The organism is Legionella quateirensis, from assembly GCF_001467955.1.
Taxonomy (GTDB): Bacteria; Pseudomonadota; Gammaproteobacteria; order Legionellales; family Legionellaceae; genus Legionella; species Legionella quateirensis.
Genome location: NZ_LNYR01000049.1, coordinates 229,453 through 241,638, shown reverse-complemented (window position 1 = coordinate 241,638; position 12,186 = coordinate 229,453). Strand labels below are relative to the sequence as shown.

Sequence of the window (12,186 nt, the reverse complement as noted above, 5' to 3'; positions counted from 1 at the left end):
TCGTATACTCCGGTTGCCGATTACAACGGTGCAGACAGCTTAACTATAGTCACCAGTGACGGCACCTTAAGCGATACGGACAGCATCGCCATCACAGTCAATCCAGTTGTCGATATTGCCAACGATGCGGCTACCTTCAATGAAGACACGGTGGCTAATCTTGACGTGAATGCCAATGATACCTTTGAAAACGCAGGCCATACCATTACTGCGATTAACGGTACAGCGATTGCCGTGGGCGGCACAGTGGCTGTGGCCAACGGCACAGTGTTGTTAAATGCTAACGGTACCTTAAGCTTTACCCCAACCGCCAATTACAACGGCAGTACCAGCTTTACCTACACGGTGACTTCCGGCGGAGTTACGGAAACTGCTACGGTGAATCTGACCGTGAACCCGGTCAACGACGCCCCAACCAACAGCGTCCCTGGCGCCCAAACGATTAATGAAGATGCGACTCGTGTCTTTAGCTCTGCTAATGGCAATGCGATAAGCCTCACCGATATAGACAGTGCTTCTGTGACCACCACGATTTCTGTGGCACACGGCAGCTTAACGGCACTGGCAACAGCTGGGGTGACCATTACGAATAACGGAACAGGAACGGTGACTCTGGTAGGATCTCCAGCCAACATCACCACCGCCTTGAATGGTTTAACTTATACTCCGGTTGCTGATTACAACGGTGCAGACAGCTTAACTGTAGTCACCAGTGACGGGACTTTAAGCGATACGGACAGCATCGCCATCACGGTTACACCGGTGGCTGATATTGTCAATGATACAGTAACTACTAATGAAGATAGTGCGGTGACCATCAATGTCAATACCAATGATACCTTTGAAAACGCAGGCCATATCATCACTGCAATTAACGGCACAGCCATAGCCGTGGGCGGTACAGTGGCCGTTGACAATGGCACGGTACTCTTGAATGCAAATGGCACCTTAAACTTTACGCCAGCCACCAATTACAATGGCAGTACCAGCTTTACCTACACAGTGACTTCCGGTGGGGTTACAGAAACAGCTACGGTTAATGTAACGGTGAACTCGGTCAATGATGCTCCATTCGGAATAAATAGTAGTGTAACTACTTTGGAAGATACTGCTAAAGTATTCACTACTGCCAATTTTGGATTTTCAGATTCTTCTGACAGTCCAGCAAATACGTTACTAGCAGTAAAAATTAGTTCCTTGCCTGCTACTGGCTCATTGACTTTAAATGGCACTGCGGTAACTGTAGGCCAAACTATATTAGCAACCGATATTGCTGCTGGTTTGTTGGTATTTACTCCAGCCATTGATCTTCATGGTTCAGTCACTTTTGGATTCCAGGTTCAGGACACTGGCGGTACTGCCAATGGTGGTTTTGATTTGGATCCAACTCCTAACGTTATGACCGTCAACGTAACGGCAGTGGCAGATGCACCTGTAATTTATGCCCATTTAAGCTTACCTACATTGGTAGCGGGTACAGAAGTTATTGCTGCTAATTTTTCAAACAATAGTAATGAAAATAATTTTAGTAATTGGAGTAAAGTTGCTTTGTTCAGCAATACATTTGCTGAAATACAGGGTGGAAATGGCAAAACATCGAGTGAAGCCGCTTTGTTTAGTGATATTTCATGGGCAGGTGAAACAGGTACTAATGCCACAGAGGTTAATAATTTTAATAACAGATGGATTAAATCAGGTGGAGCTATTGTTTATAACACTAATGACCTTAACGATGATGCCCAAGGACTTCTAGTGTTAAATAGCAATCAGCTGTCTGCTGCTGAACGTGCTTTAACAAATTATGTTATTTCTGCTGATATCTTTGCTGATGCAGATGCACCGCGAGTAAATGGAGTAGGTGTTGTTTTTGGCTATCAAAATTCTTCAAATTATTTTTTGGTTCGTTGGGAAAACCCAAGCATTGAATATTCTCCGGGTGGAATTTTCTATAACATGCATCCGGGCCAGTATCAGGAATTCACCTTGGTTCAAATTGTAAATAACGTTCCAATAGATCTGGCACGAGCTACTTTCAATGCTGATGATTGGTTTCACATAGTGATTAATGTCAGTAATATTGGTATATCTGTTTCTGCAGTAGATACAAGTGATCCTACCGTTGCGGTAAATCTTGATTATATTTATGGTAGTGTAAGTGGTGCAGCGGTTGCTGCTCCCACCTTAAATACTGTAGGGCTGTATTCCTTTGATAATGATTCAGAAGTGCAATGGGATAATATTAATATTAATCAGGCATCAAGTTATCAATATACCTTGCAGACGGAAGCATACCTTAAAGATATTGATGGCAGTGAGACTCTTGGCAATATATCACTAAAAGGCATACCTGCCGGAGTTAGTTTATTCGATACAGTGACCAATACCTCAATTCCAGTAAGTGCAAGTTCTGCAACTGTAATTCCTGGACATGATATTAGAATAACATCAACGACAGCACTGACTAACGCACAGATCAATGCTATAACAGCCAGTATAAGCGCTACTGAGTCCAGTAATGCCGATTCAGCATTACAAACAACTACAGTTCAATTGGATATCGTTGGTACTTATCTTCCTGATACCCTTACTGGTACCGGCGCTGATGAATGGCTGGAAGGTAATGATGGGAATGACATAATCAATGCTGGTAGCGGTAATGATGTGATCATAGGTGGGTTAGGAAATGATACTATTACCACTGGAGCAGGTAATGATCAGATTGTTCTGCTCAAAGGACAGGGTGGATCCAGTGCAGCAGCAGCTCCAATAGATACAGTTACTGATTTTACGGTTAATGTAGATTCTATAGTGATAAAAGGTACTAATATCATAGGTGTGGCTGTCTCTACGGCAGTATCCAATACCTATACTATTACCGTAAATTATTCCGGAGGTGCTCCTACTGAGTACTTTAAAGTGACTTTATCAAATGGCGCTACCTTGAACGATTCCGGAGATACTCATCTTACTGGTGTTGTTGTCAGTGGTGGAACTGCCACTATTGATGGAACTATTGTGGGCGCCATCCTTTATCTGGATATTAATGCAAACAATCAGGAAGATGCAGGTGAGCGCCTTGGTATTACTGATCAATACGGTCATGTAGAATGGGTATTGGATCTGACCAAACTGGATGTGAATGGTGATGGTCAATATACATTGGGCGAAGCTCGAGCAGTCCAAACAGGCGGCTTTGATATTGATACAGGTCTGAGTTATGACATTAATCTCTTTGGCCCAGTAGGATCTGCAGTTGTTTCACCTCTTACCAGCCTCTTGCAGGCTCAGTTGGAATCAGGATTTGATTATAAAACAGCGAATGCCAATATCGTATCTCATTTGGGATTACCGGAAGGTACTGAATTAATCAGTCTCAATCCAATTATGGGTACCAATGAAATTCTTGCTCAAAATGCTTCAGTAATGACTGCTGCTGTTCAGTTTGCAGAAATTGCTGCCGTTCGTTATTCTACTGATGAAGGTCATGTTTCCTTCTCCGTATTTGATGCGATCAGCAAGGCTTTGCTTGATCTTCCCGAAGGTGTAGTTGCTGATTTCACCGATAAAGCCTTTTTGCAGAATATTGCCCTGCATCTTGATTTGGGCGATCTGGTCAATCAGGATGTCATTGATTTTATGGCTGCAAGTCAACGGGCATTGCAAACCAGTATTGATACACTGGTTCCAGGTGAGAATGCGCTTGCTGCAATCAGTGAAGTACAGCATCTGACTCAAGGAAGCTATGCTCAAACTCTTGAATCCTATATGAACGGTTATTTGCCTTCACATGTGTTAAGCGATATCAGTGTTATCATTCTTGCTTTCAGTAGTTCAATCATTACTTATCAAGAACTGAAAGACTTTAATGACCAATTTACTGATGTGGTAAATCAATGGATAAACACTCCTTCAGAAACTCCATTAGATGGCTCAGATCATAATTACACGCATGATTATGTTCAGGAAATAGATACTTTAGTGAATAATTTTATCTCCACTCATGATCTCGCTGTACCTAACACACTGGATTATCAACAACCTGTAGATGATCAACATGTTAATACATTAACTGATTTGAATTCAGGGGATGAAGGCGTGCTTGCTCATGAGGTTAACACCAATGAAATCACTCACGATCTGTCCTCATCAATGGGCGGTTTGGAACTTCATGGCAGTGCTGGAAATGACTTCATTTATGGTGGTGATGGCAATGATCTTATCTTTGGTAATGAAGGTAATGATCATCTTTATGGTGGTAAAGGTGATGATACGATTATTGGTGGTACTGGAGATGACGTGATTCGTGGGGGTATGGGTAATGACACGATGTCAGGCGGCGGTGGAAACGATATCTTCGTATTCGATAAAGCCGATATCGGCAATGAACCTGCAATTGATACCATAACTGATTTTAAATTAAATAGCGAAGGAGATGCTTCCGGAGATAAAAGTACTTTGGACTTAACTGATCTGTTTAAAGATTCTACTTTAAGTTCAAACTCTTTGGATAGCTTGCTGCAAATTAGCACAGTTCATAATGAGACTACGAATCAAACAGATACGGTGATCAAAACTGATCCAACTGGAGGCGCTCAATTTAATGCGTCACCAGAAACAATAGTATTAAGTGGTGTTGATGTGGTCTCTGTCTATGGAACGTCAGACTCAGCAGAGCTTATAAATCATATGCTTGCTGCTAATGTACTGGTAATGGGACACTAAACCGTTTTGACTTTGCAGGTTAACCAACGTGCAGAGTCTTTTTTGTTTTCTGGGAACAGTAAATGTTCTCGCCTAGCTTTTCTACCTGCTATATACTTCGTGAACAAAAATCCTGTGGAGTTACTCAATGTCAGAACCCTATATCCTGGTTTTATATTATTCCCGAACAGGTTCTACTGCTCAATTGGCTCAATACATTGCTCGGGGTGTTGAGAGTGTGGCGGGGATTGAAGCCAGATTACGTACCGTTCCTCCTGTTTCTACTACTTGTGAAGCAACAGATAAGCCGATCCCTGACAGTGGGGCTCCTTATGCTACTTTGGATGATTTACGACATTGTCATGGTCTGGCTCTGGGTAGTCCTACTCGTTTTGGCAATATGGCTGCTCCTTTAAAATATTTTCTGGACGGAACTTCTGCTTTATGGCTGGCTGGTGATTTGGTAGACAGACCAGCTTGTGTGTTTTCTTCTTCTGCCAGTATGCATGGAGGACAGGAAAGTACTTTGATTTCCATGATGCTGCCTCTCATGCATCATGGCATGTTAATTTTGGGAGTTCCTTATACTGAGCCTGCACTGAATAATACAGTTACAGGCGGGACTCCTTATGGGGTGACACATGTCTCTGGTGTCGCAAACGAGCATCCGCTGAGCCAGGATGAAATCACTTTGGCACGTCATTTGGGTGAACGATTGGGACGAGTTGCTTTAAATATTGAAAAGAAGTGAATTTACCAGGGTGTGTAGACAATTCCGATTTCGACGTCCCGCGACTTGTTCGCGGGACGTTGGGAATAATTTAATGAATTGTCAATACACCCTGATTGTTCAAATTTTTGAATTAAGAACCCTTGATGAACTATAGGTTCCGGGATTGAATATGATGTAAGTGAAGGGAATTACATTATGGCGATTAGGAGTGAAAGACAGTATGAAGGTAATCAGTTTTAATGCGAATGGTATTCGTGCTTCAGCACGTAACGGATTTTATGAGTGGCTTACTGGACAAGATGCTGATTTTGTCTGTATCCAGGAAACAAAAGCACAAGTCGATCAGTTATTACCCGAAGAACTCTATTATCCAAGAGATTATTTTTGTGATTATTTTGACGCCCAAAAGAAAGGTTATAGTGGTGTAGCCATTTATGCCAGGAAAAAACCGAATCGCATTATTAAAGGCATGGGGTTTGATTACTGTGATAATGAAGGGCGTTACATTCAGTTTGATTACCCCAAATTAAGCGTAGTGTCTCTTTATTTGCCTTCGGGTACCAGCGGGGATGGACGTCAGGAAGTTAAATATGATTTTCTGGAGAAATTCGCCAAGCATTTAATCAATTTAAAAAATGAAGGACGAGAATTAATTATTTGTGGGGATTACAATATAGCCCATAAGAAAATTGATTTAAAAAACTGGCGGGGAAATCAAAAAAATTCAGGATTTCTGCCCGAAGAGCGTGCCTGGATGGATGAACTGTTTGGAACTATGGGGTTTATTGACGCATTTCGAGTTCATAATCAGGAAGAAGAACAATATACCTGGTGGTCTTATCGTAGTCGAGCATGGGAAAAAAATGTAGGGTGGAGAATTGATTATCAGGTTATTACCCCAGGACTAACAGAACATGTAATTGACAGTCGAATTTTTCGGGAAGCCCGTTTGTCGGATCACGCTCCTTTAATGATTGAATACAAGGGGGATTGGTGTGTTTAAATTGGCGAGTTGGAATGTAAATTCATTGAAAGTCAGGTTGGAACAGGTTTTGGATTGGCTTGAGTCAACTCAAACGGATGTTCTTGCCATGCAGGAAACTAAATTAATTGATGAGAATTTTCCTGCGGCCGCCTTTCTTGAAAAAGGCTACCATGTCGTTTTTTCAGGACAGAAAACCTATAACGGAGTTGCAGTAGTAAGCCGTCAACCAATAACCGAAGTGATGACTGATATACCCGGTTTTGAAGATCCTCAAAGAAGAATTCTGGCTGTTACTATTGGTGAACTCAGGTTAATTAATTTATATGTTCCCAATGGAGCGGATCTTACTTCTGATAAATATCAATACAAACTCGGCTGGCTGGAGAAAGTGACCTCGTTTATTCAACAACAGTTGCTCCTTTATCCTAAAATGGCCGTAGTTGGAGACTTTAATATTGCGCCAGAAGATAGAGACGTGCATGATCCTGTTGAGTGGGAGGGATGTGTGTTGGTCAGCCCTGCGGAACGACAGGCATTTTCAGAACTGTTAGCCTCCGGATTGCATGATAGTTTTAGAAATTTCGAACAGGAAGAGAACGTGTTCAGCTGGTGGGACTATCGGGCTGCCGGATTTAGACGAAATCGTGGCTTGCGTATTGATCATGTACTGTTGAGCCATGAGTTAAATCAATTGTGCAGGCAATCCAGAATCGATAAAGAACCAAGAAAAGCAGAACGACCCTCAGATCATGCTCCAGTTTGGGTGGAGTTGGAATTATAACAGTTGGCAGGGTGCATTAAACTGCACCCGGAATTTATTCGGCAGAGCGAATTGTGATGGCTTGTCTGTCACTACTCACTACCGCGATTGTATTGTCTCCCGGTGCAAGTTTATAAGGTGTTGGAAAAAAATCACCAAGTTCAATAATTACCGTTTTATTCGATCTATTATAAATAAATTGCAAACCACCGCTTAATGAATTAACGGCCGATTCAGAAGCAATTTTGGGTACATTAGTATAGACATCATCAGCGAATACATTGGTACTTAATAAGCAAAAAAAAGCAATTGATACGGTTTTAAAGTAGTTCATAGTCTCTCCAAAAAAAATACAATTGTATCAAAAATAATCTTGTGTTGCAAAATAGCAACACTTTGTGCTATTGTTTAGATTGTTTTTAATCCTGAAATCTGTATTATTTATATCATTATGCAGAAACAAAAAGGCTGAAAAACAGGCGCAATGATTTAAATTGGTGTGCTATCCCTTAAAGTGATACTTCCAGAATAAATTGATTTATAAATTCATTTCTGCTATTGTTTTGCGTCATTTGTGTAGAGTATGGTGCTTGGCAGTGAGTCCAGGTGGCGATATTCATTTAGAACTATAAGAGAGTGGTATTATGAAAGCATCTGTTCATCCTGATTATCAAACAGTTAAAGTTACTTGCAGCTGCGGTGAAGTATTTGAGACCCGTTCAACCTTATGTAAAGATCTGAGCATTGAAGTATGTTCACAATGCCATCCTTTTTATACTGGTAAACAAAAATTAGTCGATACCGGAGGTCGTGTTCAGAAATTCCGTGATCGTTATAATATGCGTTCCGCGCAAGCAACATCAAAAGAATAATATAAGTGGTTTGTTGTTAAGTTCGTTTGAAAAGGCACAGTATTGATGTGCCTTTTTAGTAAATAACCAGGGTTTGTTTACAATGGCTCTATAACCTCTACGTACCGCGCATAAACCGCAGTATGCAGACGATTGCGGTTAATTGAACAAGTGAATTGGCAACAGATCCTGTTAAAATCATTTTTTTAGATGAAATTTATATTTCGTGTGGTCTGATATAGAGAGAAGCACTTTGGATAATGACGTATTAAAGCAGCGTGCGTTGGACTATCATGAATTTCCTGTTCCAGGAAAACTTGGTGTACACGTTACAAAACCAACAAATTCCCAGGATGATTTATCCCTGGCTTATACGCCTGGTGTGGCTGCGCCAGTGCTAGCTATTGAAGAAACACCTGAGGATGCCTATCGTTATACTAATAAAGGCAACCTGATTGCTGTTATTACAAATGGTACTGCAGTACTTGGTCTGGGAGATGTCGGTCCTCTGGCCAGTAAACCGGTAATGGAAGGTAAAGCCGTATTATTTAAACAGTTTGCAGATCTTGATGTGTTTGATATTGAAATTGATGCAGATGATTCGCAAGAATTTATAGCTACTACCAAACGCATATCACCCACTTTTGGTGGCATCAATCTGGAAGATATTAAAGCGCCTGAGTGTTTTGAGATTGAACAAGCATTGATAGAGCAGCTTAACATTCCTGTGTTTCATGATGATCAGCATGGCACTGCTATAGTAGTTGCTGCAGGTCTGCTCAACGCACTTGAGTTGCAAAAAAAACAATTATCAGATGTTAAAATTGTCTGTATCGGTGCAGGAGCTGCCGGAATTGCATCCATGCGGCTGCTTGTAGCTTTAGGTGCTGACAAGAGAAATATGTTGCTTCTGGATACTAAAGGAGTGATCCATTCCGGTCGCGAAGATTTAAATGCATATAAATTCGCATTTGCCCGTACTACGCATTGTCGCACACTGGAAGATGCTCTTGCTGATGCTGATGTATTTATCGGAGTTGCCAAACCTGATTTATTAAATGCAGATTTATTAAAATTAATGGCACCAAATCCTGTGATTTTTGCTCTATCGAATCCTGATCCTGAAATCAGACCAGAGCACGCTCATCAGGTACGTAATGATCTGGTAATAGCCACAGGACGAAGTGACTATCCAAATCAGGTTAATAATGTGTTATGTTTCCCCTATATTTTTCGCGGCGCGTTAGATGTACGTGCCACGTGTATTAATCAAGCAATGCAGATTGCGGCTGTTGAAGCAATTCGTCAACTGGTGCATGAAGCGGTTCCTCAGGTAGTGAAGGATAATTACCCCGGAGTTACAAATTGGGAATTTGGTCCTGACTACATCATTCCTAAGCCAATAGATCCTCGTTTGAAAGAGAGGGTTCCTGCTGCTGTTGCGAAAGCTGCAATAGCCAGTGGTGTGAGTCAAATAAATAATTTAAAGTAAAAAGAGTCGCAGGTTACCTCTTTTATTAGAGGTGTGTGCTCTTGCTTAACCCGATCGTTAAGGAGATAACTTTGCATTCAGAAAACCGTAATCATTACGCAATCATTGGATGGCTTATTTGTGGACTAGGTGCTGTTTTTTACAGCTATGAATATTTATTGCGCATAGCCCCCAGTGTCATGGAACATTCATTGCGTGCTCATTTTAATTTATCCGCTTCAGGATTCGGCCTGCTTTCTTCAGTATATTATTTTGCCTATGTGCCCATGCAATTACCTGTAGGGGTAATGCTGGATAGATATGGTCCCAAACGCTTATTGACTGTTGCTTGTTTGATTTGTGTTGTTGGTACTTTCCTGTTTACGGGTACTTCAATATTTTGGGTTGCTGCATTAGGACGATTTTTCGTTGGATTTGGTTCAGCGTTTGCTTTTGTGGGCGTATTGAAACTTGCCACTATTTGGTTACCAGAAAACAGGCTGGCATTGGTATCGGGCATGACTTCAGCGCTTGGCCCCATAGGTGCCATGCTGGGTGATAATTTTCTCGAGATATTCGTAGAACAGATGGGCTGGATTAAAACTCTGAACGTTACAGCGTTATTCGGTATCGCCTTGACATTTGTACTATGGTTTGGGATTCATGATAGAAAAGGTCATCATAGAAACAGTGGTACTGTTTCCAGCTTTAAGAAAGGGATGATCGACTTGGGAATTATCATCAGAAATAAACAAATCTGGGTCAATGGGATGTATGGATGTCTGGTTTATCTACCTACGACAGTTTTTGCTGAACTGTGGGGTATACCCTATTTAAGACATGCGCATGGGTTATCTGCTCAGGGAGCTGGCCTTGCCAATTCATTACTCTTTTTAGGCTTTATTCTGGGCGCTCCGTTAATGGGTTACATTTCGGACAGATTGTATCGTCGTAAATTTCCAATGTTAATCGGCGCTGGCGGCGCAGCAATTGTTATGATGATGATTCTGTATCTTCCTGGCTTAAATGAAACAAACATACAATCTTTGATGTTTTTATTGGGTTTGTTATACAGTTCTCAAGCTATTGTATTCGCGGTAGGCAGGGAATTAAGTCCTGGGGAAGCCGCGGGTACTGCAATGGCAGTTACTAACATGATTGTGATGTTGGGTGCAATGCTGTTGCAGCCTTTAGTAGGGCATCTTTTGGACTTTAGTTTATCAGCTCATATTGGGGATGCTGCAATGACAGGAGTAGCAGTAGATAATTTACAGAAGATGTACACAGTGGATGACTATCAATTTGCATTGTCTATTATACCTTTAGGCATACTTATTGCGGCCATATTGACCTTCTTTTTAAAAGAAACGCACGCTCATGCTCACAAATAAAATGATTAATAGAAAACAAATGATGTTCGGTATTCTGGTCTGTTTTGTCGGAGCTATATTTTACTGTTATGAGTTTATACTCCGAATTATTCCAGGTGCCCTGCAGACTGAGTTGAGTACTGCTCTGGGACATATTTCTGCAACTACTTTTGGTCAGATTTCGGCATTGTATTACTTTGCCTATTCGCCAATGCAGATGCCCGTAGGTATGTTGATGGATAGATTTGGTCCCAGAAGGTTGTTAACTTTTGCCTGCCTTTGTTGCACTTTAGGCTCCTGGATGTTTACGCTGACTTCGTCCATGTTTCTGGTAGGATGTGGCCGATTTTTGGTAGGGTTTGGATCATCATTTGCTTTTGTGGGTGTTTTATCCCTGACATTACATTGGTTACCAAGACGCTATTTTTCATTAGTCGCAGGACTGATTACCACTCTTGGAATGCTAGGGTTGGTATACGGCGAGGTAAAAATAACCGAATGGTCCATGAGCATGGGTTGGGAACATGTTCTAATCTTAATCGCTGTTATAGGTTCAGCTCTAAGTCTACTCATGTTTTTTGTTGTTAGAGATGGCCCCGAAGGATTCCAGCCCAATAAATATCCTTTACCTGAGTTTTTTCATAACGTCTTGAAAGTGTTAATGTCTCCAGAGGTATGGTTAATTGGTTTTGTTGGTGCATGTCTTTATACCTCGTTATCCGTTTTCGGTGAGTTGTGGGGTAAAACCTATTTGGAACAAGCGCATCATTTAACCAAAGTTGAGGCAGCTAAGACGGTATCTGCTGTATTCCTGGGTTGGGCAGTAGGTGCACCCATTGCCGGTTATTTATCAGACAGCACTGGCAGACGGGTTTTACCATTGGTTATCGGCGCAATTTTATCTTTGATTTGTATTAGTCTGGTACTGTATTGTCCTGGATTATCCTATCTGAGTTTAAATATCTTATTGTTTTTATACGGTGTGTTTAGCGCTACAGAAATCATTGTCTTCATTATGGCAAAAGAATGTAGTGGAGCTAAATTATCTGGAACTGTATTTGCCGCAACCAACATGATCGTTACTTTAGGTGGTGTTGTATTTCAACCTTTAGTGGGTAAATTGTTGGATACTTTTGGCGATAGTGGCATAGTAGGTGGTGAACATATATATACTGTGGAAGATTATCAGGTTGCTTTATCGATACTGCCTATCTCGTTATTGTTAGTGACCATCCTTGCTTTTTTCATTAAAGATCATTCAGTAAATTCGTAAAGGCCTAGCCTCTCAATAATTTTTGAGAACAACGTTAATCCC

The 12,186-nt window shown here is 41.2% G+C and carries 9 protein-coding genes; 8 read left to right on the top strand and 1 reads right to left on the bottom strand.

All coding sequences use genetic code 11. The annotated features are described in order from the left end of the window. From Lqua_RS18925 to xth, 4 genes are all read left to right on the top strand, one after another. Window positions 1-4,722, top strand: a 4,722-nt coding sequence (locus tag Lqua_RS18925) for a beta strand repeat-containing protein (RefSeq protein WP_193787192.1), incomplete at its 5' end; no start/stop codon positions are given. Window positions 4,723-4,849: 127 nt separating this feature from the next. Then, window positions 4,850-5,452, top strand: a complete 603-nt coding sequence (gene wrbA, locus Lqua_RS17655; protein WP_058475602.1) for an NAD(P)H:quinone oxidoreductase — start codon at window positions 4,850-4,852, stop codon at window positions 5,450-5,452. 202 nt (window positions 5,453-5,654) lie between these two features. Next, complete coding sequence (locus tag Lqua_RS17650; protein WP_058475601.1) at window positions 5,655-6,437, top strand: exodeoxyribonuclease III; 783 nt, start codon at window positions 5,655-5,657, stop codon at window positions 6,435-6,437. After that, on the top strand, window positions 6,430-7,200 hold the full coding sequence (gene xth, locus Lqua_RS17645; protein WP_058475600.1) for an exodeoxyribonuclease III: 771 nt from the start codon (window positions 6,430-6,432) through the stop codon (window positions 7,198-7,200). The genes Lqua_RS17650 and xth overlap by 8 nt, the downstream gene beginning before the upstream one ends. A 34-nt stretch (window positions 7,201-7,234) precedes the next feature. Here the strand turns inward: xth and Lqua_RS17640 are convergent, their stop codons facing one another. Continuing rightward, window positions 7,235-7,513, bottom strand: coding sequence for a hypothetical protein (locus tag Lqua_RS17640; RefSeq protein WP_058475599.1), 279 nt, complete (start codon window positions 7,511-7,513; stop codon window positions 7,235-7,237). A gap of 310 nt (window positions 7,514-7,823) precedes the next feature. On the opposite strand from Lqua_RS17640, the gene rpmE reads away from it, so the two are divergent. From rpmE to Lqua_RS17620, 4 genes are all read left to right on the top strand, one after another. Next, complete coding sequence (gene rpmE / locus Lqua_RS17635) at window positions 7,824-8,051, top strand: 50S ribosomal protein L31 (protein ID WP_058475598.1); 228 nt, start codon at window positions 7,824-7,826, stop codon at window positions 8,049-8,051. Window positions 8,052-8,283: 232 nt separating this feature from the next. Next, the gene (locus Lqua_RS17630; RefSeq protein WP_058475597.1) at window positions 8,284-9,522 is read left to right on the top strand and encodes a malic enzyme-like NAD(P)-binding protein; all 1,239 of its coding nucleotides are present in this window, start codon (window positions 8,284-8,286) and stop codon (window positions 9,520-9,522) included. Between the two features lie 71 nt (window positions 9,523-9,593). Next, window positions 9,594-10,892: an MFS transporter gene (locus Lqua_RS17625; protein ID WP_058475596.1), complete on the top strand. Its 1,299-nt coding sequence runs from the start codon at window positions 9,594-9,596 to the stop codon at window positions 10,890-10,892. Beyond that, window positions 10,879-12,144: an MFS transporter gene (locus Lqua_RS17620; protein ID WP_058475595.1), complete on the top strand. Its 1,266-nt coding sequence runs from the start codon at window positions 10,879-10,881 to the stop codon at window positions 12,142-12,144. Before Lqua_RS17625 ends, Lqua_RS17620 begins: the two co-directional genes overlap by 14 nt. Window positions 12,145-12,186: the final 42 nt, after the last annotated feature.

Excerpts from the sequence above, each read along its gene's own strand:
- wrbA (WP_058475602.1), top strand. The coding sequence starts at position 4,850 with ATGTCAGAACCCTATATCCTGGTTTTATATTATTCCCGAACAGGTTCT.
- Lqua_RS17650 (WP_058475601.1), top strand. The coding sequence starts at position 5,655 with ATGAAGGTAATCAGTTTTAATGCGAATGGTATTCGTGCTTCAGCACGT.
- Lqua_RS17640 (WP_058475599.1), bottom strand. The coding sequence starts at position 7,513 with ATGAACTACTTTAAAACCGTATCAATTGCTTTTTTTTGCTTATTAAGT.
- rpmE (WP_058475598.1), top strand. The coding sequence starts at position 7,824 with ATGAAAGCATCTGTTCATCCTGATTATCAAACAGTTAAAGTTACTTGC.
- Lqua_RS17620 (WP_058475595.1), top strand. The coding sequence starts at position 10,879 with ATGCTCACAAATAAAATGATTAATAGAAAACAAATGATGTTCGGTATT.